The sequence below is a fragment of the Streptomyces sp. NPDC026500 genome, from assembly GCF_055567635.1.
This window is the reverse complement of the sequence record NZ_JBVHQB010000003.1, coordinates 93,250-118,660: the sequence shown is the minus strand read 5'-3', so window position 1 is coordinate 118,660 and position 25,411 is coordinate 93,250. Positions and strand designations below refer to the sequence as shown.

Annotated in this window: 14 protein-coding genes and 1 pseudogene; 9 read left to right on the top strand and 6 right to left on the bottom strand. The window is 69.6% G+C overall.

Annotated elements, in window-relative coordinates; translation table 11 throughout:
• Nucleotides 1-8 precede the first annotated feature (8 nt).
• The 3 genes from ACZ4N5_RS06370 to ACZ4N5_RS06360 all read left to right on the top strand — a co-directional run bounded on the left by ACZ4N5_RS06370 (nucleotide 9) and on the right by ACZ4N5_RS06360 (nucleotide 11,972).
• Nucleotides 9-10,733, top strand: a complete 10,725-nt coding sequence (locus tag ACZ4N5_RS06370; RefSeq protein WP_467755967.1) for a LamG-like jellyroll fold domain-containing protein — start codon at nucleotides 9-11, stop codon at nucleotides 10,731-10,733.
• A complete protein-coding gene (locus ACZ4N5_RS06365; protein ID WP_467755966.1) occupies nucleotides 10,714-11,019 on the top strand; it encodes a hypothetical protein in 306 nt (101 codons plus the stop codon). The genes ACZ4N5_RS06370 and ACZ4N5_RS06365 overlap by 20 nt, the downstream gene beginning before the upstream one ends.
• 329 nt (nucleotides 11,020-11,348) lie before the next feature.
• Nucleotides 11,349-11,972, top strand: a complete 624-nt coding sequence (locus ACZ4N5_RS06360) for a hypothetical protein (RefSeq protein ID WP_467755965.1) — start codon at nucleotides 11,349-11,351, stop codon at nucleotides 11,970-11,972.
• Nucleotides 11,973-12,010: 38 nt separating this feature from the next.
• Here ACZ4N5_RS06360 and ACZ4N5_RS06355 read toward each other — a convergent pair whose 3' ends face one another.
• Complete coding sequence (locus tag ACZ4N5_RS06355) at nucleotides 12,011-12,424, bottom strand: helix-turn-helix domain-containing protein (protein ID WP_467755964.1); 414 nt, start codon at nucleotides 12,422-12,424, stop codon at nucleotides 12,011-12,013.
• Complete coding sequence (locus ACZ4N5_RS06350; RefSeq protein ID WP_467755963.1) at nucleotides 12,421-12,681, bottom strand: YkoF family thiamine-binding protein; 261 nt, start codon at nucleotides 12,679-12,681, stop codon at nucleotides 12,421-12,423. The genes ACZ4N5_RS06355 and ACZ4N5_RS06350 overlap by 4 nt, the downstream gene beginning before the upstream one ends.
• A gap of 238 nt (nucleotides 12,682-12,919) precedes the next feature.
• Between ACZ4N5_RS06350 and ACZ4N5_RS06345 the strand changes: the two genes are divergently transcribed.
• The 4 genes from ACZ4N5_RS06345 (at nucleotide 12,920) to ACZ4N5_RS06330 (ending at nucleotide 16,780) form a co-directional block, all read left to right on the top strand.
• Nucleotides 12,920-13,759, top strand: coding sequence for a TIM barrel protein (locus ACZ4N5_RS06345; protein ID WP_467755962.1), 840 nt, complete (start codon nucleotides 12,920-12,922; stop codon nucleotides 13,757-13,759).
• Between the two features lie 44 nt (nucleotides 13,760-13,803).
• The gene (locus tag ACZ4N5_RS06340) at nucleotides 13,804-14,697 is read left to right on the top strand and encodes a 2-hydroxy-3-oxopropionate reductase (protein ID WP_467755961.1); all 894 of its coding nucleotides are present in this window, start codon (nucleotides 13,804-13,806) and stop codon (nucleotides 14,695-14,697) included.
• A 999-nt stretch (nucleotides 14,698-15,696) separates the two neighbouring features.
• On the top strand, nucleotides 15,697-15,936 hold the full coding sequence (locus ACZ4N5_RS06335; RefSeq protein WP_467755960.1) for a hypothetical protein: 240 nt from the start codon (nucleotides 15,697-15,699) through the stop codon (nucleotides 15,934-15,936).
• 256 nt (nucleotides 15,937-16,192) lie between these two features.
• Nucleotides 16,193-16,780, top strand: coding sequence for a TIGR04222 domain-containing membrane protein (locus tag ACZ4N5_RS06330; RefSeq protein ID WP_467755959.1), 588 nt, complete (start codon nucleotides 16,193-16,195; stop codon nucleotides 16,778-16,780).
• On the opposite strand, the gene ACZ4N5_RS06325 is transcribed toward ACZ4N5_RS06330, so the two are convergent.
• Both ACZ4N5_RS06325 and gcl read right to left on the bottom strand, forming a co-directional pair.
• Nucleotides 16,749-17,657, bottom strand: a complete 909-nt coding sequence (locus ACZ4N5_RS06325; RefSeq protein ID WP_467755958.1) for an alpha/beta fold hydrolase — start codon at nucleotides 17,655-17,657, stop codon at nucleotides 16,749-16,751. The genes ACZ4N5_RS06330 and ACZ4N5_RS06325 overlap by 32 nt on opposite strands.
• Nucleotides 17,658-17,755: 98 nt before the next feature.
• The gene (gcl, locus tag ACZ4N5_RS06320) at nucleotides 17,756-19,540 is read right to left on the bottom strand and encodes a glyoxylate carboligase (RefSeq protein ID WP_467755957.1); all 1,785 of its coding nucleotides are present in this window, start codon (nucleotides 19,538-19,540) and stop codon (nucleotides 17,756-17,758) included.
• Between the two features lie 1,155 nt (nucleotides 19,541-20,695).
• On the opposite strand from gcl, the pseudogene ACZ4N5_RS06315 reads away from it, so the two are divergent.
• Nucleotides 20,696-21,079: pseudogene (locus ACZ4N5_RS06315) on the top strand (hypothetical protein); the annotation flags it as partial.
• A 61-nt stretch (nucleotides 21,080-21,140) separates the two neighbouring features.
• Here the strand turns inward: ACZ4N5_RS06315 and ACZ4N5_RS06310 are convergent.
• Together ACZ4N5_RS06310 and ACZ4N5_RS06305 are read right to left on the bottom strand one after the other, a co-directional pair.
• Nucleotides 21,141-22,748 (bottom strand): AMP-binding protein, encoded by a 1,608-nt coding sequence (locus ACZ4N5_RS06310; RefSeq protein WP_467755956.1) that lies wholly within the window; start codon nucleotides 22,746-22,748, stop codon nucleotides 21,141-21,143.
• A complete protein-coding gene (locus ACZ4N5_RS06305; protein WP_467755955.1) occupies nucleotides 22,745-24,424 on the bottom strand; it encodes an AMP-binding protein in 1,680 nt (559 codons plus the stop codon). Before ACZ4N5_RS06305 ends, ACZ4N5_RS06310 begins: the two co-directional genes overlap by 4 nt.
• Before the next feature lie 101 nt (nucleotides 24,425-24,525).
• Between ACZ4N5_RS06305 and ACZ4N5_RS06300 the strand changes: the two genes are divergently transcribed.
• Nucleotides 24,526-25,377 carry a helix-turn-helix transcriptional regulator gene (locus ACZ4N5_RS06300; protein ID WP_467755954.1) on the top strand — a complete coding sequence of 284 codons (852 nt, stop codon included), beginning with the start codon at nucleotides 24,526-24,528 and terminating at the stop codon, nucleotides 25,375-25,377.
• Nucleotides 25,378-25,411 lie beyond the last annotated feature (34 nt).

Genomic DNA, 25,411 nt, shown 5'->3' with positions numbered 1-25,411 from the left:
GATCATCCATGTCTCCCTTCCTACGTCGCCGCTCCTCCCAGCCGCCACCCTGGTCACCCCGCCGCAGGGCGGCGCGCGTGGTCGTGCTGGTGGTCTGTTTCCTCCTGTCGTTCACGCCGACCGCCGAGGAGGCGGTGGCGCAGGGGATGACACTGTCGGCGCTGAGCATGCCGAAGCTGTCGGTGACGGGTTTGTGGGACTGGCTGCGCTCCCCGCATCTGAAACTGCCCAAGCAGCTCGGCGGTTCGGCCGGCGGGCTCAAGCACACCACGTCGGCGGCTCACACCCGGGCGAAGGGCGGGCGCGGGCACAAGCCGGGCAAGGGCAAGGGGGAACTGCCCGAGTACACCCGGCACAGACACGGCAAAAAGACGGTGACCACGGGCGCGGCCGTGGCCAACGGCCGTGACGGGTTCCATGCGTCGACGAGCAAGCGTGATGCGGCCAAGTCATCGGCGTCGACGGACCTGTTCCACAACGCGAACGGCACGACGACCAAGCGCGTGTACTTCTCCCGCCACAACTTCCATGCCTCCGACGGCTCCTGGAAGCCGATCGACACCACGCTGGTGAAGTCCGCGGGACGTTGGCGGGAGAAGGCCAACGACGTGGCGGTGAACGTCGCCGATGGTGCGGGGGACGCACGGCTGGCATCGGTGGAGTCCGATTCCGGGCACCAGGTGGCGTACGCGCTCAATGGCGCGCAGGACGTGCCGGGCGTCACGGACGCGGACGGCACCGTCACCTACGCCGGTGTACTGCCGGACACGGACCTGAAGCTCGTACCGCTGGCGGACGGCGTCAAGGAGAAGATCGTCCTGTCCTCGGCGAAGGCGCCGACGTCGTGGTCGTTCAAGCTGGACGCCAAGGGTCTGAAGCCGCGGCTCGCCGACAAGGGATCGGTCGAGTTCACCGACGCGTCGGGTGCCGTGGTGGAGCGGATCCCGCACGCGTTCATGCAGGACTCGCACCTGAACCGCAGGTCCGGGGAGCCGGCGAGGTCGCAGGCGGTGGAGTACGGACTCTCGCGGTCCGGCGACGCCTGGATCCTGACCATGACGGCGGACCGGTCGTGGCTGGGCGCCAAGAACCGGGTGTGGCCGATCACGGTGGACCCGACGCTGGCCGTGAGCGACAGCACGTACGCCGAGAGCGGCCTCGCGGGCGACCACTCGACGGAGGACGTGCTGAAGGTCGGGTCCTACGACTCCGGCACGCACAGCGCGAACTCGTTCCTGCACCTGACAGGCCTGACCGGCATGATCACCGGTCAGACCGTTTCGGCGGCGAGCCTGCACCTCTTCGACATCTGGGCCGCGACCTGCACCGCCGAGCCGTTCTCCGTCGCGCCGATCAGTGCCTCGTGGACGGGTTCGGCGGTCACCTCCTACCCGGGCCCGGCGTGGGACAGCACCGCGCTGGGACAGCTGACCGCCAACCCGGGTGCGGCGTGCACGAACTCCGGCGGTTCGCGGTCCACGGGTACGTGGATGAACGTGCCGCTGAACAGCTCCTGGTTCAACGGCATCGCCGGCGGAACGGTGAGCAACCACGGTCTCGCGCTGTACTCGACGAACAGCGACGCCCTGCACTGGAAGCAGTTCGACTCGGTCAACGCCCCCACCAGCTACCGGCCTTATCTGGACCTGACGCTGAACGGGAACGTGGCCCCGCAGATCGACGCCTCGTACCCGCCGGACAACTACAACACCCAGACGCTGAAGCCGGAACTGGTGGCGTACGGGTACGACTCGGACAACTACCCGGGTTCGGCGCTGAAGTACCAGTTCCAGCTCCTGGACGCCTCCACCGGTGCGGTGATCTCCGACTCGGGGCTGATCAGCGGCGGTGACTGGAGCGTCCCCTCGGGGAAGATGACCTGGGGCGGCACCTACCTGTGGCAGGTGCGCACCTACGACAGCCTGCTCTACTCGCCGTGGACGCAGAGCGAGCTCACGGCCGTGGTGCCGCAGCCCGTGGTGACCTCGGGTCTGTCGCAGAACACCGACGGGCACGACTTCGATCCCAGTGTCGGCAACTACACCACCTCCGACACCGACGCCGACGTGCAGACGGTGGGCCCGTCGCTGTCGGTCGAGCGTGACTACAACTCCCTGGACCCGCGGGTGGACGGCGCGTTCGGCGCGGGCTGGTCGACGGTCGCGGACATGGAGGCCACGGAGGTCAAGGACTCCTCGGGCGCGGTGACGAGTGTCAACATCACCTACCCCGACGGCTCGCAGGTCGGCTTCGGCAAGAACGCCGACGGCTCCTTCACCCCGCCGCCGGGACGCTGGGCGTCGCTGACCGCGACCACCACCCCGGCCGTCGGCTACAAGCTGGTCGACAAGGACGACACCGCCTATGTCTTCCAGACGGGGATCACGGGCAGGACCGGCGCGTACGCGATCACCTCGATCACGGACTACGCGGGCCGCGCGGAGACCTTCGCCTACACCTCCGGTCAGCTCACCACGATCACCTCGCTGGTCTCGGGCCGGAAGCTGAACTTCACCTGGTCCACGCCCTCGGGCGCGACCACCCCGCATGTGGCGACGGTGGCGACCGACGCCGCGACGACAGGGGACTCGAGCACGATCGAGACCTGGAACTACAACTACACCGGTGACAGCCTGACGAAGGTCTGCCCGCCGGCGGACCCCACGCACTGCACCTCCTACGGCTACGCCAACGGCAACCACTACCGCACCACGGTGCTGGACGCGGACCCGTTCGCCTACTGGCGCATGGGTGAGACGGCCGGCACGACGGCCGCCGACGGCGTGGACACCAACGAGGGCAACCTCAACGGCACGTACCACAATGTCACCCTGGGTTCGACCGGACCGCTGGCGAGCAGCCACGCCGCGTCGTTCAACGGCACCAGCTCGTACCTGTCGATACCGTCCACGCCGGGCGCGACGCGCACGTACGCGTCGGTGTCGCTCTGGTTCAAGACGTCGCAGGCCGGCGGGGTGCTGTTCTACTACGGTGACAAGCCGCTGACCGACTCCGACCCGGTCGCCAACACCAAGTACAACACTCCGGCGATCTACATCGGCACCAACGGCAAGCTGCACGGCTGCTTCGCGAAGGCCGCGGGCTGCAACACCACGCTCCAGTCCGCGAGCACGGTCAACAACAACGCCTGGCACCAGGTGGTGCTCACCTCCGCCGGCAACACCCAGTCGATGTACCTCGACGGCGCCCTGACCGGCACCATGGCCGGCAGCCTGTGGTCGTGGAACCAGCCGTACGTCACCTTCGGCGCGGGCGTGGACACCAATGGCTGGCCCGACATGCCCGCCGACACCCTCGGGCACTACAACGGTCTGATGGCCGAGGCGGCGATCTTCAACCAGCCGCTGAACGCGACGACGATCGCCAACCAGTACACGGCTGCAACGGCGGCCTCGAAGGTGCTGCAGACCATCACGCTGCCCTCGGGCAAGACCCAGAACACCGTGCAGTACAACGCGGTCGACGACACCATCTCCCAGGAGACGGACAACAACGGCGGCGTCTGGAAGCTGGCCCCGCCCACGGTCACCGGATCCTCGCAGGTCTACCGCTCGTCGGTGATGGGCGCCAGGCCCTCCGGCTACTGGCGGCTGAGCGACACCTCGGGTTCCGCCGCGGCCAACGAGGTCAACACCGGCCACGCCACCTACAACAACGTCACCCTCGGCGACACCGGCCCGTTCGGGTCCGCCGACGTGAAGGCGGCCTCGTTCGCGAACGCCTCCAGCTCCTGGGCGAGCCCCGGCACTTCGGAGGTCGACACCTCCAAGAGCTTCAGCGTCTCGGCCTGGGTGAACCTCGGCTCGACCACCCGCGACTACACGGCCGTCAGCCAGGACGGCACGTACCACGCCGGGTTCTACCTCGGTTACCAGCAGAGCCAGAACAAGTGGGCGCTGCGGGTGCCGACGGCCGACTCCTCGAGCGGCAACCTGACCACGCAGGCCGTGTACTCGACCGCCATCGCGACGACCGGCCAGTGGACCCACCTCGCGGCCAGCTACGACGCCACGAGCGGGCTGCTCGCGCTCTACGTCAACGGCACGCTCCAGGGCACGATCGCGCGGCCGAACGTGTGGTCCGCGACCGGCGCTCTACAGATCGGACGCGGCTTGAAGGCGGGGAGCGAGACCGACTACTGGAACGGATCACTCGCCGAGGTCGCGGTCTTCCGCTCGGCCCTGAGCGCCGCTCAGGTGTCGCAGCAGTGGGCGGCGTACAAGTCCTCCTCCGGTGTCGCGCCGGTGCGGACGGTGCAGATCCAGGTGCCGACCCCCGACGGGTCGACGAAGTACATCACCTACGGCTACGACGTCGACAACGGCGACCGGGTCCTCTCCCAGACCGACGCCCTGGGCAACCGCACCACGTACGGCTACGACACCTCCGGCTTCCTCTACACCACCACCGACCCGGACGGGAACACGACCACGACCGGGCACGATGTGCGCGGCAACGTGGTGTCGAAGTCGACGTGCCAGAACCAGGCGCAGAACCTGTGCGAGACGGACTACTACACCTACTATCCGGACGACACGACCGCGAACCCGGCGCCGGACCCGCGTAACGACCTGCTGCTGACCGAGCGGGACGGGCGTTCCTCCGGCCCGACGGACAACACGTACCTGACGAGCTACGCCTACGACGCGTACGGCAACCAGACGACGGTGACCACCCCGCCGGTGCCGGGTTTCCCCAGCGGCCGTACCGCCACCACGACGTACACCACGCCGACCACGCCCGCTGCGGACAGCGGGAACGCGCCGGCGTACCTGGAGGCGTCCACGATCACGCCGGGCGGCGCGACCACGACGTACACCTACAACCACACCGGTGACCTGGCGAAGCAGACCGATGCCAATGGTGCGTCGGTGACGTACGGCTACGACAACATCGGCCGCCGGCGGACCAAGACCGAGACATCGGACAGTTATCCGTCGGGTCTGACGACGTCGTACGCGTACGACAAGGACGACCAGGTCATTTCCGATACCGCCCCGGCCGTCACCGACCGTGTCACGGGTGCGACGCACACCGCTCAGACGACGACGGTCTACGACGCCGACGGCAACGCCACCTCCGAGACGATCAAGGATCTCACCGGCGGTGACGGTCCGCGGCGCACGGAGTGGACGTACGACTCGGGCAACCGGAAGAACACCGAGTCGCAGGTGTCGGCGTTCAACGCCGACGGCTCGGACAAGACGCTCCAGACCACGACGTACACGTATGACGTGTACGGAAACGTGGTCACCGAGGTCGACGCGTCGGGGAACGAGACGGACTACACCTTCGACGCCGACAACCGTCAGATCAGCGCCACGCAGCCCGGCTACACCGGCGACCCGGACCACCCGTCGACGGCGCGGACGCTGACGCTGGACTCGCGGGCCTACGACCCGGCCGGACGGCTGGCCTCGGTCACGGACTCGATGGGCTTCACCACGTCCTACACCTACACCGACAACGGGCTGCCGGCGACGGTCACGCGCACGGACGCGGTGACGGACCCGAACAATCCGAAGTCGTTCGTGCAGCAGGCCAACACCTATGACGCGGCCGGCAACCTGACCAAGGAGATCTCCAACGACGGAACGACCACGACCACCTACGCGGTGGACGCGGCGTCCCGCACCACCAAGACCACGCTGGACCCCTCGGGTGTGAACCGCAGCGACACGGTGTCGTACGACCCGGACGACCACGTGGTCACCTCCACGCACGCCGGTGCCTCCGGTACCCCGGAGACGACCTCGTACTCCTACGACGCACTCGGCAACACCACTTCGGCCACGGTGCACGACGGCACCACCGCGCCGGTCGGACGTTGGAAGCTCAACGAGACCTCGGGCAGCAACGCGGCCGACTCCTCCGGAGCGAACAACCCCGCAACCGTCGCGAGCGGGGTGACGAGGTCCACCGACCACGGCGGCAGCTCCGTGTTCAACGGCACCTCCACGTCCTACGCCGAGACCGCAAGTCCCGTCGTGGACACCGCCACCGGCTACACCGTGTCGGCGTGGGTCAAGCTCAACTCCACGGCGGCCAACTCCACCTTCGTCTCCCAGAACGGCACCTCCACCAGCGCCTTCCAGCTCTACTACTCCTCCGGAGCCAACAACTGGGCCTTCGGCGGCCATGCGGGCGACACCGCCGACGCCACCTGGACCGCTGCCTATGGCGGCACCCCCGTCGTGGGCCAGTGGACCCACCTGACCGGTGTCTACGACCCGGCCGCCGGCCAGTTCAACCTCTACGTCAACGGCGCCCTGGCCGGCACCAAGGCCTTCACCACCCCCTGGAACGGCACCAGCACCTTCGACATCGCCCGCAAGCTGTCCGCGGGCACCTGGGGCGAGTACGCCAACGGCTCCATCTCGGACGTCCAGGTCTACTCCGACGCACTGTCCGCCACCCAGGCCTCCAGCCTGTACGGCGGAACGCTTCCCGCGGCGAACTCGACCGTGCACACCACCCGGGCGCACCTGGACAAGCGGGGGCTCCCGACCTGGGCGGCGGACGCGAACGGCAACGTCACGTCCTACTCCTACGACGAGGCCGGGAACGCCGCGGTCACCACGGCGCCGACGGCGAACGCGGAGACGGTCGACGCCGCGGCGGGCACCTCGAGCGTGAGTGCCTCGCACCCCGTGGCGTACACCGGTTACAACACCTACGGCGAAGTGGCGGAGTCCAAGGACCCGAACGGCAACGTCGTCACGACCGCGTACGACCCGCTGGGCCAGCAGGTCTCGCAGACGTTGCCGTCGTACACGCCGCCGGGCTCCTCGACGGCGATCACCCCGGTGGCCTCCACGCAGTACAACGCCGCCGGTCAGATCACCACCGAGACCGACGCGCTGGGCAAGGTCACCTCCTACACCTATGACCAGCTCGGCGACCAGGTGAACGAGACCCTGCCGGGCGGACGCACGTCGCACTCCACCTACGACACCGACGGCGATCTGCTGTCGGTGACCGACCCCACCGGCGCGGTGACCCAGGCCACCTACGACTACCTGGGCCACCAGCTCACCTCGACCGACGTCGAGCGGCGGCCCTCGCAGGCCGCGTACACCGCCGTCAACCACTACGACGGCCCCGGCGCCATGCTGTCCTCGTCGGTGTCGCCGAACGGTGTGACCACCTCGTTCACCTACAACGCGGTCGGTGAGCAGACCAAGGTCGTGGACGGCGCGAACAACGCCACCCAGTACGCCTACGACCTCGACGGCAGGCCGAGCAAGGTCACCAACCCGGACAACACCTACGCGACGACCACCTACGACGCCTTCGGCAACTCGGTGGGCACCGCGGAGTACGACTCCACCGCGATGCTGCGCCGCACCACGTCCTCGCAGTACGACGCGGCGGGGAACCTGACCTCCGCCACGGACGGCAACGGTCACACCACCACCTTCACCCTCGATGCGACGGGAATGCTGACCAAGGAGGTGCAGCCGGTCGCGGCCGGGCAGTCGATCACCACGTCGTTCGGTTACGACGCGGTCGGCAATCTCACCCGGTTCACCGACGGCAACGGCTACGACGCCTCGGGCAACCCCGTGGCCGGGCACGACTGGCTGACCACGTACAACAAGTGGGGCCTGCCGGAGTCGCAGATCGAACCGTCCACGCCGACCTATCCGGCGGTCGCGGACCGGACCTACACCACCGTCTACGACGGCGGCGGGCGGGTGTCGAAGCAACTGTCCCCCGGCGGCGTGTCCGTCGTCGACTCCTACGACTCGACCACCGGTGACCTGACCAGGCAGACCGGCAGCGGCGCCGAGGCGGCGACCGCGGACCGCACCTTCAGCTACGACTCCGACGGACGCATCACCTCCGCCGCCGCCCCGGGCACGGACGACACGTTCTCCTACGACGACCGCGGCGACCTGCTGTCCACGGCCGGACCGTCGGGAGCCTCGTCCTTCGCCTACAGCGGCGACGGGCAGATGACCTCGCGCACCGACGCGGCGGGCACGTCCGCCTACGGCTACGACACGGCCGGCCGTCTGAAGACGATCAACGACGCGGCCACCGGGTCCACCGCCACCGTCGGCTACAACACGATGTCGCTGCCGTCGACCATCTCCTACGGCACCGGCAAGGCCAGCCGCACCCTGCAGTACGACTGGGCGCACCGGCTCACCGGCGACACCCTCACCAAACCGGCGGGCGGAACCGAGGCGTCGGTCGCCTACGGCTACGACCTGAACGACAACGAGACCTCCAAGACCACCACCGGATTCGCCGGGGCGGCCACCAACACCTACACCTACGACTGGGCCGACCGGCTCGCCTCCTGGAACAACGGCACCACCACGGCCACCTACGGCTACGACAACGCCGGCAACCGCACCCGCGTCGGCGCGGACACCTACACCTACAACGCCCGCAACGAGCTGACCTCGGACGGGCACAGCACCTACAGCTACACGGCCCGCGGCACCCTGAGCTCGACCACCAACGGGGGCCAGACCTCCACCACCGCCGCCGACGCCTTCAACCGGGTGACGACCTCCGGAACGAAGACGTATACCTACGACGGCCTGGGCCGCATGCTCACCGCCGGCATCGGAGGCTCCAACCAGACCTTCACCTACACCGGCATGGGCAACGACCTGGCCTCCGACGGCGGCACCACCTACGGCCGCGACCCCGGCGGCGCGCTGGTCGGCATCAACTCCTCCGGCACCAAGGTGCTGGCGATGACCGACGTGCACGACGACGTGGTGGGCCAGTTCACCGACTCCGGCACCGCCCTGACCGGCTCGACCACCTACGACCCGTTCGGCAAGGTCCTCACCACGCTGGGCATGGTCGGATCCCTGGGCTACCAGTCGGAGTGGACCGACCCGGACACCAGCCAGGTCGACATGGCCGCCCGTTGGTACAACCCCAACACCGGCCAGTTCGCCTCCCGCGACACCGTCGGCCTCAACCCCGTCCCCGACTCGGTCGACGCCGACCGCTTCGCCTACGGCAGCGACAACCCGCTGACCGCCACCGACCCCACCGGTCACTGGTCGATCATGGGCGCCATCAAGTCCGTGGGACACAAGATCAAGAAGAAGGCCTCCTCGGCCTGGCACCACTCCAGCGTGCGCCGCGCGATCCACTCCGGCATCAAGCACGTCAGGAACGTCGTCCACCAGATCAAGAAGCACGGCATCGTCGGCGCGGCCAAGCACTACGCCCACAAGGCCGCCCACTACGTCCGCGACCACTATCCCGCCGTCTACCACTACGTCAAGCACAAGTACCAACGCGCCCGGCAGATCGTGCACCATGCGATCAAGAGAGCGAAGACCTACTACCACGCCAGCGTCAAAGCGGCCGTGCACGCGGGCAAGGCGCTCGGCAGCAAGCTGAAGAAGGCCAAGAGAGCCGCGGGCCAGTTCATCAAGAAGCACAAGACCGCCATCGTCGGAACTCTCGTCGCCCTGGCAGTGGTCGGTGCGGCCGTCTGCATCGTCGCCACCGCCGGTGCCTGCATCGGAGCCATCGGCGGAGCCATGCTGGAAGGCGCCGCGATGGGCGGCGTCGAAGGCGCGGTCGCCGGCGGCATCACCGCCGCGATCGCGGAAGGCGGATCAGCCCTCGTGGGCGCCGGCGTCGCGGCCGCGGCGGGTGGAGGCGCAGTCGCAGTCGAGGCTTCTGCCGGAGAGGAAGCGGCAGCCGGCTCCTCCGCGGCCAAGTCGGTCAGCTCCGCCGCGCCGAAGTCGGCCGGAGGAGCCTCCAGGGCCGGAGAGGCCGAGGGCGAGGGCGGCGGCCTCAAGGCGCCCAAGAAGTCGGGCGGTAACGGCTCGAACATGTGCACCGGGTGTAAGTGCAGCTTCTCCCCCGACACCAAGGTGCTGATGGGAGGCGGCAAGACCAAGGCGATCGGAAAGATCAAGATCGGCGACAAGGTCGAGTCCGCGAATTCCAAGACGGGTAAACACCAGGGCGCCCGCTCGGTCCAGCACGTGTGGATCAACCACGATCACGACCTGCTCGATCTGACCGTCCGAACGAAGGACGGCCACACCGCCACCCTCCACACCACCGCCAACCATCCCTTCTGGAACGACACCACCCACACCTGGGTCGCCGCTGGTGGACTTCACCACGGCGATGCCCTCAACACGGCCACCAACGGCCACGCCTATGTCGTCGCCACCCGAACCACCCCTGGCGCGGCAAACCGCTGGAACCTCACTGTCCAGCAACTCCACTCTTACTATGTGCTGGCCGGAGCCACGCCGGTACTGGTCCACAACAACAACTGCGGTGTGGACGAAGACGCGGACCTATTCGATACATTCGGGGTGAAGCCTGGCGACAATCTCGACCTCAGCAAGCCGTCGGCATCCAACGGACGGAGTTACATCACCTACGTGGCAAAGGACGCAGAGGGCAATGTTCGCTACGTTGGACGCGCCCAGGGCAAGGGCAACCCCGAGCAGGTCATGAAGGGTCGAATCGCTCGCGGACATGACATTTTCAAGGAGAACCCGGATCTCACGCCTCATGTCGTCGATGTCCAGCTGAGCATGGATGCGAACAAGGGAGCAGAGGAATTCTTCACGCAAGGATACGCGCAGCGTGGTGCGAATTTGCTCAATAGTCCTGCATCGCCAGCGCTCGGATTCTCCAAGGCTCCACGTGGACGGAAATCCGTGGACATGATGGACGCATTCTTTGATGAACTCCTATCTCGGTGAGGTGGCAATGGATTTCGTGGAAATTTGGTTCGACGGTCCTATTCCGGTCGACCGGGACGACGTTGAAGACGCTCTAAATGAGGCGTTGGCGGGCATCGGAGAAGTGACTGGCGCGGGAGCCGGCGAGGGAAAGACGAATCTGGACGTCGAAGTTGACGAAGACATCGCCAAGAACGTAGCCCTAGACAAGATCTTCACTGTCATGAGAGATCTGGAGATCGGTGATTCCGTCAGAATCAGGCCCGGTGACGGGAACCTGTGGATTCGCCCCAGTGAATGGATCTAAGTGCCCGAGCGCTTCGCGGGGGTTGTAACAGTAGACCCCCGCGTGGAAGGCTGCCATTCGGGCATGTCTTGACGACATTCACATGATCCACTCAATGCTCGTTCCCCTTCCCGCGCTCTTCACGTCGGAGGAAGACTTCATGATGCGAGTGGGATTCTTCAAGGAGAACGTCGTTGAGGTTGCTGCGGGTCTGAAACGTGCAATCGTACGCACCGCAGTAAACGCCTAGTCATCACAGCAGTATCGACGGCTCACGCCAGGCCATCCTGGCGTGAGCCGTCTGCGTTGCCGGACGAGTTGAATTACTGACGGGAAAGAAGGAACGAAGGGTGACGGCCGCACTTCCTCGGGAACTTGAGGGCAAACTCTCCCGCGCAGGATTCAAATTCCTGGAAGTCGTCGAAACCCGTGACGATCTCGTGCCCTATCTCGTCGCACGGTATGTGACGTACTTGCAGCTGGAAGACGGCCGCTGGGACGTCGTCATCGAACACGACGAGCCGAACCTGGGCGCCAGGTTCAATGCGGAATGGGAGCGCGCGGCACAGGAGCACGGCCTGTTCTCGACAACGAGCGACGGCCGACGGGAGTTTCTGCTCGGCTTGGACATTTCGGCCGATGTGCCGAATGTGGAAGACGAGGAGGTCCCTCCCTCCTACCGATGGGTGCGCGTCCAGCTCTGCGATGAATGGGACGTGGCCGGCGTCGGCTGTGCGACTGGAGTCTTCGGGGCGGGTGAGAACAACCCGACCTTCGCCGCGACATCGTTGAGTGGTGACGTGATGATGACTGCCGGGTACTGGCAGGTCGGCATCGGGTTCACCGGAGCCTCACACCCGGAGCGCATTGCAGCACTGCGGGAGCATGCAAGGCGAAGCGCATCCTATGACCATGTCGAGCCCGCGCAACGGCAGTGGGCCGAACGCTGGCTCTCCTGGAGCCAGGGCCGATGAGGCGACAGCTCGCGTGACCCTGCCGATATTTGTCCCGGTCACCCGTCCTGTCGCGACTGCCCCTCGTCCGCATGCGCCTCGGCCCGCTGCTCGTTGACGTAATTGATGTAGTTGTAGACGGTGAACCGGCTGACGCCGAGCGCGCTCGCCACGGTTTCCACGCCGTGCCGCACGGAGAAGGCCCCGCGCGCTTCCAGTGTGCGCACGATGTCCTGCTTGGCCTTGCGGTCGAGTTCCGCCAGCGGCTTGCCCCGCTTGCGCTCCAGGGCGGCGAGGATGCGGTCGAGCGAGTCGGCGAGCTGGGGCAGGCGTACGGCGACGACGTCCGCGCCCTCCCAGGACAGCACGACGTCGTCGACGCCGGCCAGCTCGGGCGGCAGCATTTCGCCCCCCATGGCGTCGACCAGCGGCTTGACCGCCGCGACGAAGGGGTCGTCCCCGAATCCGGTCACTTATCGCCCTCCCCGGCCGCGCCCACGACGTTGACCTGGAGCGAGACCCGTGTGGCGCCCGCCTCCAGGACCTTGCGCAGCAGCGCGTCGACCGCGGTGAGCACGGCGTCCGCGCCGCCTTCCGCGGTGTTGCCGAACGGGCCGACGTCCACGGCGTCCAGCTCGGCCGTCTCGATGACCTCACGGGCGACCAGCGCGTGCCGGGGCGCCTCGTCGAGGTCGAAGGGCTCGGTCGTGAACTCCACTCTCAATCGCACGGGCTCAACCTACTGCGCGCCGCGGACATCCCGGCAGCCCCCTGTGGCCCGAGCGGCCGTGGGCACGCCGTACGGCGCGGGCCACGACTGCGGATTTCCACCGACCCCCCTTGACAAGCCCCGCCACACGGCGGCAATCTTCCATTAAGCAGAAACGAACTTCCGCAATACGGAATAGCACTGATCGCCGGCCCGGCCGACAGCACGGCCGCCAGTACGGAAGGGAGCGCCGACCCCCATGGGATTCGCGGACCAGCGCTTCAACGTCAACCTGTCGATCCTCTTCACGGAACTCCCCCTCCTGGAGCGCCCCGCGGCAGCCGCCGCGGCGGGCTTCACCGCGGTCGAGCTGTGGTGGCCCTGGGTCGACTCCCCCACCCCCGAGCAATCCGAGCTCGACGCCCTGAAGAAGGCGATCGAGGACGCGGGCGTCCGGCTGACGGGGCTGAACTTCTACGCCGGACAGCTGCCCGGTCCGGACCGGGGTGCCCTGTCGATCCCCGGGGAGGAGTCGGCCAGGTTCCGCGCCAACATCGACGTGGCCGCCGAGTTCGCCGGGTCGCTGGGCTGCACGGCGCTCAACGCCCTGTACGGCAACCGTGTCGAGGGCGTGGACCCGGCCGAGCAGGACGCGCTCGCCCTGGAGAACCTGGTCCTCGCGGCCCGCGCCGCCGACCGGATCGGCGCGATCCTCCTCGTCGAGACCCTCAACGAGCGGGAGTCACCGCGCTACCCGCTGGTGACCGCCCCGGCCGGCGTCGCCGTCGTCGACAAGGTCAACGAGGCGTCCGGCCTCGGCAACGCCAGGTTCCTCATGGACCTCTACCACCTCTCCATGAACGGCGAGGACCTGCCGCGGGTGATCGCCGACCACACCGACCGGACCGGTCATGTGCAGATCGCCGACAACCCAGGCCGCGGCGCGCCGGGCACCGGCACCCTCCCGTTGGAGGAGCTCCTCGACCAGCTGGCCAAGGCCGGTTACGAGGGCTGGGTCGGCCTGGAGTACAAGCCGGGCGACCGGCCGAGCGCCGAGGCCTTCGACTGGCTGCCCGCCGACGCCCGAGCCGCCCGCTGAGCGGCATCCCGATGACGCAGCAGAGATTTCAGAGAGGCACCCTCATGAGCAACAACCTCCCCAAGGTGGCATGGATCGGTCTCGGCATCATGGGCTCGCCCATGTCGGAGAACCTGATCAGGGCCGGGTACGACGTCACCGGTTACACGCTGGAGCGGGACAAGCTGGAGCGCCTGGCCGCCGCGGGCGGCACCGCCGCCGGTTCGATCGCCGAGGCCGTGCGGGACGCCGACGTGGTGATCACCATGGTGCCCGCCTCCCCGCAGGTCGAGGCCATCGCGTACGGCCCCGACGGCATCCTGGAGAACGCGCGGTCCGGCGCGCTGCTGGTCGACATGTCCTCGATCACCCCGCAGACCTCGGTGGACCTCGCGAAGGCCGGTGCGGAGAAGGGCGTTCGCGTACTGGACGCCCCGGTGTCCGGCGGTGAGGCCGGTGCGATCGAGGCCGTACTGTCGATCATGGTCGGCGGCGATCAGGCGGACTTCGACGAGGCAGAGCCCCTGTTCGAGGCGCTCGGGAGGACCATCGTGCTGTGCGGTCCGCACGGTTCGGGCCAGACCGTGAAGGCGGCCAACCAGCTGATCGTCGCCGTGAACATCCAGGCGTGCGCCGAGGCCGTCGTCTTCCTGGAGAAGTCCGGCGTGGACCTCAGGGCCGCGCTCGACGTCCTCGGCGGCGGCCTCGCGGGCTCCACCGTGCTGGCCCGCAAGAAGGACAACTTCCTGAACCGCGACTTCAAGCCGGGCTTCCGCATCGACCTGCACCACAAGGACATGGGCATCGTCACGGACGCCGCCCGCACCGTGGGCGCCGCGCTGCCCGTCGGCGCCGTGGTCGCCCAGCTCGTCGCCAGTCTGCGCGCACAGGGCGACGGCGGCCTGGACCACTCCGCGCTGCTGCGCGCGGTCGAGCGCCTCTCCGGCGCACAGATCTGAACCACGACCGAGAGCCGAACAACGGCCAGGCCCTGGGCACCACGGCCGAGAGCCGAGCAACGGCCAGGTCCTGGACACCACGGCCGAGAGCCGAGCAAAGGCCAGGTCCTGGACACCACGGCCTGGAGCCGAACCATGGCCGACTCCGCCGGCTCGGCCGAGGGCCGAACACGGCCGGATGCCCCGCCGGGCCGGCCCGGACTTCTCGAACTTCCGGGCATCTCGAACTTCCGGGCATCTCGAACTTCCGGGCCGCGGCGGCGCTGACACCTGTCCTGTCGCGCCCAGGCGCCGCCGCGGCCCGGATCCGCTCACCGAACCCCCTACCGCCTTGAGCCGACCGCTCCAAGGAGCCCACTTCAACAAACTGTTGACGTTCGGTTCGCATCGAACCTAGGTTCCACCGGGCGGACGATATCCACATGGCGGAAGAATATTTCCGCTGAACCCGCCGCCCTCTCGTACGGAAGGTCCACGATGTCGAAGCACGTGCTCACGACCGAGTCCGGCGCCCCTGTCTGCGACCACCGGAACTCCGCCACGAGCCAACACCCACGACGGCCCGGCCGAGACCGGCCGGTCGGGAACTGAGAACCCAGCTCGCGTACCGCCCCTGACGGGAGGTCAGGAACGGTACGCGTAGCCCGCGGTGGATCGAGCGGCCCGGATGAGGGGTGGCCGCACGACAGGACCGCGGGCGAGGCGAGGACCGCGGCGGCATGCGAGCCAGTGCGGTGGTGAAGGTCCCGGGACCCGCTTCTCGACCTGAGGGAAGCGGTGTCACGGTTCCGTCGCATCCGCCGCGGTCCCAGCCACACCGGCCCACGGGGGCCGCCCCCACCGGCCCTCAAGGGCCACAGACCCCGTCCGGCGGCGCGAACGTACTGTCGCGCCCAGCCTCGCGCCGTCGGACGGCCACCACCCCGCAGCACGGCGAGCCCGGCTCCGGGTGCGGATTCCGGCCGCGCGCAGCAGCCTGGGAGCATGGAGGCTGACGGCGTGGTTTTTCCCAGGATCGTGGTGCACACACCGGCGCTGGACGGGTCGCGGCGGGTCACCGAGGGCGACCGGATGCTCGGCATCGCGTACCACCTCGACGACGTGGTCGAGATCCTGCGTCAGGCGGATGTCGACCTCGACGCGATCGAGGTCGAGGAGAGCGACATCATCGAGTGGCAGGGCGGTGGTCCGGACGACTGGCCGGGCCTCTCGGAGCACTCGGAACACTCGGACGGATGAGGACCGCGGGCATCGGCCACCGGTCGAACCCTGGACGCCGGACGTAAGCCGCGGACCGCGGACCACGAGCGGAAACGGGCGGCAAACGGGCTCCGTCCGTACACAAGCGGGCGTAGAACGCCTACGGAATCCTCAAATCAACCTCTGAACACTGCCCCAGGGGCTTCACCTCCCGCCGGATGAGGCACATCCTCGGCACACGGGGCCCGCCGGCACGGGGGCGGCGGGTCCCGAACGGGGGTACGGGGGAAGCACCATGAGCGGGAGCGCGGCGGTCGGGCCTGGGCCTTTGACCGTCGCGCTGCTGCGTGGCGGGCCCCGCGCGGCCGTGAAGGTCGCCGTGGTCGCCCTGTATCTGAGGGGCGCGGTGGTCCCGGGCCCGCCGGTCACGATACGGACCTCGACCCCGCCCCCGGGGACGCCCTTCGTGTCAGGGCTCCCCCTGGAGAGGGCCCTGCGCGGCTCGCTCTATCTCCCGTCGGGAATGCGGGAGTTGATGGACCGGCCGCGCGTGCGACGGGCGCTGGCGGAGCTGCGCGGCGAGGCCGCAGCAGCCGGCCTGCTGCGCCGCCTGCCCCCGCGCCGGACGCGCGCGGCCCGGCGTGTCCTCCGGGAGCTGCGTGCCGCGGTCCCGCCTCCCACCGGACCGGAGGGCCTGTCCACGGCCGACGTCCTGCTCGCGGTCGCCCTGTACGGCGACGCCGCCTTGACCGTGCTGGTGCCGCGCTTCACCGAGGCTGCCGGTCTGAAGGGGCGCGGCGGCCGGGAGGAGCGCGGGATGCCCCGGAGCGGCGACGTGGGGGGCGATGGCTTCACCGGCTGCGCGGGCGGCTGGGGGGCTTGACACTCCGTGCGGTGACCGCCCGCGGATTCTCCAGGAACGGCAGGACATGCCGGAGGAAGAGACCCGGGCGTTCGTTGTACGGCTCGTGGGCCGTGGGCAGCCGGACGCTCGACGTGCCCGCGGGGAGCTCGCGCCGGGCACGCCGGCCGTCGAGGAACGCGGGGACGACCGGGTCACGGGTGCCCCACAAGAGCAGGATCGGCAGGCCGAGGGCGGCCGGGTCCGCGAGGCCGAATCCCGGGTCGGCGAGACCGCGCCACAGCGCGCAGTGCACCGCCAGTCTCCGCTCGTCGTGGGGCAGTCGACGGACACGGGCGTACGTCTCCCGCGCGCTCGGCGTGCCCAGCCCGCCCAGATAGGCGCGGGCCAGTGGGACGACCAGCCGGCGGGCGCGGGCGGGGCGGCCCATCACCTCACGGCAGAACCAGCGGGTGAGCGCGGTGTGCCGGGTGAAGCCCGCGGGGTCGACCAGGACGAGCGCGGTGACCGACGCGGCGCGGGGGCCCTCGGCGAGGCGGCAGGCCACATAGCCGCCGACGCTGTTGCCGAGCACGGCGACCTCCCGCACACCCTGCTCCTCGGCGAGCGCGTCGATCACCCGCTCGGCGACCTCCACCAGCCCTTCGGGAGTGACCCGCGCGGGTTCCGGCGCGGTGGAGTCGCCGTACCCGGGCCAGTCCACGACAAAGGTGCGGTGCCGGTCGGCGAGGGCGGGCAGCACGGCGTCGAAGTCACGGCCGTCCCCGGGGTTGGCGTGCAGAAGCAGCAGCGCGGGGGCGTCGGGCGGTACGCGGGCTCCCTCCGGGCGGGCGCCGGGAAACGGGGGATGGCAGCGTACGGCGATGTCGCCGAGGGGGGTGGGGACGGTCATCCGCATGGGGCGAGCATGCCGGACCCGCCCGCCCCTGTGAACAACGCGCCGGGGCGGCCCATCACTTGGGGTGGGCCGCCCTTGCGTGCGGACGAGCGCCCGCGTCAGACCTTCAGCGTCCTGATCGAGGTGGGCGCGTGGCCCGGCTCGGTGGCGATCTCCTCGAACTCCACGACGTTTCCGATGTCGTTCGTCCTGCTCATGGCGATGTTGGTGACGCGCTCCAGGATCGCCTCGACGACGACCGGGACCTGGAACTCGGCGGCGAGCTTCTTGGCCCGCTCGAAGGCGGCGCCGAGTTCGCCCGGGTCGGTGACACGGATCGCCTTGCAGCCGAGGCCCTCGACGACCTTGATGTGGTCGACGCCGTAGACGCCGAGCTCCGGGGAGTTGATGTTCTCGAACTCCAGGTTGACCTGGAAGTCGATGTCCAGACCGATCTGCGCCTGCCGGATCAGGCCCAGGTAGGCGTTGTTCACCAGGACATGGACGTACGGGATCCGGTGCTGGGCGCCGACGGCCAGTTCCTCCATCATGAACTGGAAGTCGTAGTCGCCGGAGAGGGCGACGACCTGCGCGCCGGGGTCGGCCTTGGCGACGCCGAGCGCGGCCGGGACGGTCCAGCCGAGCGGGCCCGCCTGGCCGCAGTTGATCCAGTGGCGCGGCCGGTAGACGTGCAGCATCTGGGCGCCGGCGATCTGCGAGAGGCCGATGGTGGTGACGTACCGGGTCTCCGGGCCGAAGGCCTTGTTCATCTCCTCGTAGACGCGCTGCGGCTTGATCGGGATGTCGTCGAAGTGCGTCCGGCGCTGGAGCGTGGCCCGCTTCTCCTGCGAGGAGGCTGCCCACGCGGAACGGTCGGGCAGCCCGCCCGCGGCCTTCAACTCCCTTGCCACCTCGACGAAGAGCTCCAGGGCGGCCCTGGCGTCGGAGGCGATGCCGAAGTCGGGGGCGAAGATCCTGCCGAGCTGGGTGGGCTCGATGTCGACGTGCACGAACTTCCGTCCGGCCGTGTAGACATCCAGGTTGCCGGTGTGGCGGTTGGCCCAGCGGTTGCCGATGCCGAGGACGAAGTCGGACTCCAGGAAGGTCGCGTTGCCGTAGCGGTGCGAGGTCTGCAGGCCCACCATGCCGGCGTTGAGCTCGTGGTCGTCGGGCAGCACGCCCCAGCCCATGAGCGTCGGGACGACCGGGGTGCCCGTCAACTCGGCGAACTCGACTAGGAGTTCGGCGGCGTCGGCGTTGACGACTCCGCCGCCGGCCACGATCAGCGGACGCTCGGACGCGTTCAGCAGCCCGATCGCCTTCTCGATCTGGGCGCGGGTCGCGACGGGCTTGTACGCCTGGAGCGGCTCGTACGTGTCGGGGTCGAACTCGATCTCGGTGAGCTGGACGTCTATGGGCAGGTCGATGAGAACCGGCCCGGGGCGCCCGGAGCGCATGAGGTGGAAGGCCTGCTGGAAGACGCCGGGAACCTGCGCGGCCTCCAGCACGGTGACGGCCATCTTCGTCACGGGCCTCGCGATCGAGGCGATGTCGACGGCCTGGAAGTCCTCCTTGTGGATCACCGCGGTCGGCGCCTGGCCGGTGATGCACAGAATCGGGATCGAGTCGCCGGTCGCGGAGTAGAGACCGGTGATCATGTCGGTGCCGGCGGGGCCCGATGTGCCGATGCAGACACCGATGTTGCCCGGGTGGGTCCGGGTGTAGCCCTCCGCCATGTGCGAGGCGCCCTCGACATGCCGGGCGAGGGTGTGACTGATCCCTCCGGACGCCTTGAGCGCCGCGTAGAAGGGGTTGATCGCCGCACCCGGGACGCCGAACGCGTCGGTCACGCCCTCGCGCTTGAGGATCTCGACTGCCGCGCGGGCAGCGGTCATACGAGCCATGGAGTACTCCTGCTTCGGCTGTCGGATTCGCGCTCCCGTCGCGCCCCGCGAAGAGTCGCTATTCCGTATTATGGAAACTAACTTCTACTATCTGGAAGCAATGTAGGCGTCGAGGCAAGGAGCGTCAAGGGTGGGGCTGCGTGACGGACCGGGCCGGTGCGCGTCGCGGCGTTTCGCTGCCGGACGCCGCCCGGCAGGAGGACGATGGACGCGCTGACCCGAGGTGACCTTCTGGAGTGGGCCATGGCCGAGAGCGTGCCGGTGCGGTGCCCGGCGTGCCGCCGCGAGCACGTCTACGCGGCCCCGTCGTATCCGTGCGTGTGCGGAGCACCCGTGACGGCCCCGCTCGACCGCCTCGCGGAGCCGATCCCCGTCACCCATCGCGCGTGGGACGACGACTGGGTCCCGGTCCGCTGCGATGTCTGCCGCCGCGAGAGCCAGTGGCCGCAGCCGGAACTGGGCTGCCCCTGCGGAACGACGCTGCGGATTCCGCTGCGCGGGGCCGGAGAAGCGCGAGGCGTCGGCCGTCCGCCGCGTGCGGAGAGCGCGCCGGGCTCGGCCGACACCACGCGGCGCGACGGCACCGACGCGCCGACGCCCGGCGGCGAGGGCGGCCGGCGGAGCGCGGGAGTGGGTGGCCCTCCCGACAACGGCGAAGCCGACTGCCAGGGCAGCACCCCGGACGGGCCCGGAAGCGACCATCGAGCCCCCGGCCGGGGCACGTTCCCGGACAACGACAACGACGGGGACAGGGGCGAGGAACAGGAACAGGACAGGGCCGCCGGAATCGGCACGCCCCAGGACAGCGTCCGGACCCGGACTCCGAGCCAGGACATCAAGCCCGGCGCGCCTCAGGGCACCGGCCGGAGCGAGGACCGGGACCGGGACACCGAGGCCGGGGCACCTCGGGGCACCGGCCGCGGCGAGGACCGGGACGCCGAACCCCGAGCGCCACGGCGCACCTCCCGGGGCCGAGATCGGGACCCGGACACCGAATCCCGCACACCCCGAAGCGCCGCCCACGGCGAGAACCGGGACCAGGGCACCGAGGCCGGCTCACGCCGGGGCACCGTGCAGGCCCGGACGCCTGACCGGGGTGCCGGGGTCGGTGCGGCCCGGGGCGTCGGCGGGCGTGGGCCCGACGGCTCCCCCGAGCGCCGACCGGCGTTCCAGCCGGTCACCATCCGCACCGCACGCGACGCCGTCACCGCCGCCGCGCTCTATCTCGGCTGGCTCGGCTATCGCGACATCCGGCGCGCGGACCAGCGGCCCCCGTCCGGGATCGGGCTCGCCGCGCGCGGCATCCTGGCCCAGGTGGACCCCACCGTGCGACCGGCCTCGCTGCGTGATGTGGAGTGTCTGTGGCTGACCGCCATGACGGAGTCCGCCGACTGCGTGTTCTTCTCCCTGGCGGGGTACGCCGACGACGCCCGCGCCCGCGCCGACACCCTCGGCGTCCCCCTCTTCGTCCTGGACCTCACCGGCACCCCGCAGCCGGTGAACAACCCGGCCGACGAGCTCATCGCCGTCACGGGCTGACCACCGGGCACGAGGCCGTACGCGGGGCCGGGCACGGGCAGAACACGGGCACCCCGGGCGCCTACTCCGCGTACGTCTCCCGTAGTTCGATCTTCCGCACCTTCCCCGACACCGTCATCGGGAAGGTCTCCAGGATGCGCAGCCGGCTGGGGATCTTGTAGTGCGCCAGCCGGCCCTCGCAGAAGGCGCGCAGCTCGTCCAGGGTGAGGGGGTCGGCCGGATCGCGCGGGATGACACAGGCGAGCACTTCCTCGCCGTAGCGCTCGTGGGGGATGCCCACCACCTGGACGTCGGCGATCTTCGGGTGGGCGTACAGGAACTCCTCGATCTCGCGCGGGTAGACGTTCTCGCCGCCTCGGATGATCATGTCCTTGATGCGGCCGACGATCTCGACGTACCCGTCCTCACGCATCACCGCGAGGTCGCCCGTGTGCATCCAGCGCCCCGCGTCGACAGCCTCGGCGGTCTTCTCGGGCTCGTTCCAGTAGCCGAGCATCACGCTGTAGCCGCGGGTGCACAGCTCGCCCGCGGTGCCGCGCGACCGCGTCACCCCGTCCACCGGGTCGACGACCTTCACCTCCAGGTGGGGCAGGACCCGGCCGACCGTGCCGGTGCGGTGTTCCAGATCGTCGTCCCGGCGGGTCTGGAGCGAGACGGGCGAGGTCTCCGTCATGCCGTAGCAGATGGAGACCTCCTCCATGTGCATCTCGGCGACCACCCGTTTCATCACCTCGACCGGGCAGGGCGAGCCCGCCATGATGCCGGTGCGCAGAGTGGACAGGTCGTACGCCCCGAAGTCCGGGAGGTTCAACTCCGCGATGAACATGGTGGGTACACCGTAGAGCGATGTGCACCGCTCCTGCTGTACGGCCTTCAGTGTCGCCGCCGGGTCGAACGACGGCGCGGGGATGACCATGCACGCGCCGTGCGAGGTGGCGGCCAGATTCCCCATCACCATGCCGAAACAGTGGTAGAAGGGCACGGGGATGCAGACCCGGTCCTGCTCGGAGTAGGCGATCAACTCACCCACGAAATATCCGTTGTTGAGGATGTTGTGGTGGGAGAGCGTGGCCCCCTTCGGGAAACCTGTCGTGCCCGAGGTGTACTGGATGTTGATCGGGTCGTCGCAGGACAACTCGGCGCCGCGCTCGTGGAGTTCGTCGTACCGGTCGGGGGTTCCGCGCCTCAGCAGCGCGTCCCAGCTCGGGTCGCCGAAGTACACGGCCTGCCGCAACCGCGGGCACCGGCCCCGCACTTCCTCGACCATCGCCCGGTAGTCACTGCTCTTGTGGCTGAGGGAGGCGAACAGCAGGGAGATCCCGGCCTGGTTGAGGACGTACTCCACCTCGTGGGTGCGGTACGCCGGGTTGATGTTCACCATGATCGCGCCGATGCGGGCGGTGGCGTACTGGACGAGCACCCACTCGGGGCAGTTGACCGCCCAGATGCCCACCCGGTCGCCCTCGGCGATGCCACCGGCGAGCAGGGCGCACGCCAACCGGTCGACCTCGGCGCCGAATTGGGCGTACGTCCAGCGTCGCCCGGACGGCACGTCGACGAGCGCCTCGCGATCCGGCCAGGCCTGGACCGCCCGGTCGAGGTTGGCCCCGATGGTGTCGCCGAGCAGCGCCGTGCCGCTCGTCCCGTGCGCGTACGACAGTTCACTCACCGGAAGTCCTCCTCGCGGTACTCGGCGTCCGAGCCGGCGGCCGTGGCCTCGCGCAGCTCGATCCGGCGGATCTTGCCGGAGACGGTCTTGGGCAGCTCGCCGAACTCCAGGCGGCGGATGCGCTTGTACGGCGCGAGGACCGTACGGGCGTGCTCGAAGAGCACCTTGGCGGTGTCGGGGCCCGGCTCGTAGCCGGCGGCGAGGACGATGTACGCCTTCGGGACGGCGAGGCGCAGTTCGTCGGGGGCCGGGACCACGGCGGCCTCGGCGACCGCCTCGTGCTCCAGGAGCGCGCTCTCCAGCTCGAAGGGCGAGATCTTGTAGTCGGAGGCCTTGAACACGTCGTCGGCGCGGCCGACATAGGTGATGTAGCCGTCGGCGTCACGCGCGCCGATGTCCCCGGTGCGGTAGTAGCCGCCCGCCATCGCCTCCGCCGTACGGTCGGGGTCGCCGTGGTAGCCGGTCATCAGGCCCACGGGGTGTTCGGACAGGTCGAGGGAGATCTCGCCCTCCGACGCGCCGGGCGCGCCCGAGACCGGATCCAGCAGCTCGACGCGGAATCCGGGACTGGGCCGGCCCATGGAGCCGGTCTTGAGCGGCTGGCCGGGGCTGTTGGACACCTGGACGGCGGTCTCCGTCTGTCCGAAGCCGTCGCGGATGGTGACGCCCCAGACGCGCCGGACCTGCTCGATGACCTCGGGGTTCAGCGGCTCGCCCGCGGCGACGACCTCGCGCGGCGGGGTCCGCAGCAGGCTCAGATCGGCCTGGATGAGCATGCGCCACACGGTGGGCGGGGCGCAGAAGGTGGTGACGCCGGCCCGGTCCATCTCCGCCATCAGACGGCCCGCGTCGAAGCGGGTGTAGTTGTACAGGAAGACGGTCGCCTCCGCGTTCCACGGCGCGAAGAGGTTCGACCAGGCGTGCTTGGCCCAGCCGGGTGAGGAGATGTTCAGGTGGACGTCCCCGGGCTTGAGCCCGATCCAGTACATGGTGGCCAGGTGGCCGATCGGGTACGAGACGTGGGTGTGCTCCACCAGCTTGGGCTGGGCGGTGGTGCCCGAGGTGAAGTAGAGCATCAGGGGGTCGTCCGCGTGGGTGGGGCCGTCCGGCTCGAAGGCGGCGTCGGCGGCGGCCGTCTCCTCGTACGCCTGCCAGCCCGGGCGCGTGCCGCCGACCGCGATCCGGGTGTAGCGGCCGGGCACCTCGTCGAACTTCGCGGTGTCCTCGGCCCGCACGACGACATGTCGCACCCGGCCGCGTTCGACCCGGTCGGCCAGGTCGGCGGGGCCGAGCAGCGGGGTGGCCGGGATGACGACGGCGCGCAGCTTCATCGCGGCGAGGGCCGTCTCCCACAGCTCGACCTGGTTGCCGAGCATGACGAGGATGCGGTCCTCGGCCCGTACGCCCCGGTCGCGCAGCCAGTTGGCCACCCGGTCGGAGCGCTCGGACATCGCGGCGAAGGAGACCTCGACACGTCCGCCGTCCTCCTCCACGATGTGCAGGGCGGTGCGGTCGTTGTCCCGCGCGATGACGTCGAACCAGTCGAGGGCCCAGTTGAAGTGCTCCGGGCGGGGCCAGCTGAAGCCCTCGTAGGCCGCGGTGTAGTCCGCGCGGTGCTCCAGCAGGAAGTCCCGTGCGACGCGGAACTCGTCCGCCCTGCCCGTTGTCGCCGTCATGTGTCCTCCTCGTTGCCGGACCGCCGCCTACCATCGTGTATTCCGTGATGCAGGTCTCACCACCCCCGAACGGGGGTGGGCCGCGATGAAGGGGAGAGCAGGTGGCAGCAGACACGGCCGAGTCGGTGGAAGTGCGAGCAGCGCTGGTACGGCTGCGCCGTGCCACGGGGCTGCCGGTCGCCTTCGGCGGCCTGGTCGACTCCGGTGGCCGGCTGGTGCGCATCAGTGAGCTGAGCGGTACGGCGACGCCCGCGCTGAGCGCGCTCGCGGTCTCCTCGGGCAACGGCCTGGGCGGCAAGGCGGTGGCCCTCGCCCGGCCCTGCGCGGTGAGCGACTACTCGGCCTCGCGGCAGATCAGCCACGAGTACGACACGGCGGTGGCGACGGAGGGGCTGTGTTCCGTCCTCGCGGTTCCCGTGGTCGTACGGCGCCGGGTGCGCGGGGTGTTGTACGGCGCCCTGCGGACGGCGCAGCCCCTGGGCGACCGCACGCTGGGGGCGGCCGTCGCGGCGGCCCGGGACGTGGAACAGGCACTCGTCGTCCGGGACGAGGCACGCGATCTGCTCGGCGTCGTCCGCGAGCCCGGCCCGGGTACGGCGGCGACGGGAGGTGCGGCATGGGAGCGGGTGCGCGAGGCGCACGGGACGCTGCGGGCGTTGGCGCCACGGATCGCCGACCCGGAGCTGCGGGCCGAACTCCTCTCCGCGTGCGGCCGGTTGGCCGACGCGGCGGCACCGTCCACGGGGGTGCAGCGCGAGGTCGGACTCGCTCCGCGGGAGGTGGACGTCCTCGCCTGTGTCGCGGCGGGCGCGACCAACGCGGCCGCCGCCGAGCGGCTCGGGCTCCGTCCGGAGACCGTGAAGGGGTATCTGCGCTCGGCGATGCGCAGGCTCGGCGCGCATACCCGTCTGGAGGCGGTCGTCGCGGCGCGCCGGGCCGGTGTGCTGCCCTAGCGGACCATCCGTTCTGGCGCTCCCCATTCAATCG

Bases quoted from the DNA above. Each gene is read 5' to 3' on its own strand.
- gcl (WP_467755957.1), bottom strand. From the start codon at position 19,540: ATGGCTCGTATGACCGCTGCCCGCGCGGCAGTCGAGATCCTCAAGCGC.
- ACZ4N5_RS06345 (WP_467755962.1), top strand. From the start codon at position 12,920: ATGGGATTCGCGGACCAGCGCTTCAACGTCAACCTGTCGATCCTCTTC.
- ACZ4N5_RS06370 (WP_467755967.1), top strand. From the start codon at position 9: ATGTCTCCCTTCCTACGTCGCCGCTCCTCCCAGCCGCCACCCTGGTCA.
- ACZ4N5_RS06325 (WP_467755958.1), bottom strand. From the start codon at position 17,657: ATGCGGATGACCGTCCCCACCCCCCTCGGCGACATCGCCGTACGCTGC.
- ACZ4N5_RS06330 (WP_467755959.1), top strand. From the start codon at position 16,193: ATGAGCGGGAGCGCGGCGGTCGGGCCTGGGCCTTTGACCGTCGCGCTG.
- ACZ4N5_RS06305 (WP_467755955.1), bottom strand. From the start codon at position 24,424: ATGACGGCGACAACGGGCAGGGCGGACGAGTTCCGCGTCGCACGGGAC.
- ACZ4N5_RS06365 (WP_467755966.1), top strand. From the start codon at position 10,714: ATGAACTCCTATCTCGGTGAGGTGGCAATGGATTTCGTGGAAATTTGG.
- ACZ4N5_RS06340 (WP_467755961.1), top strand. From the start codon at position 13,804: ATGAGCAACAACCTCCCCAAGGTGGCATGGATCGGTCTCGGCATCATG.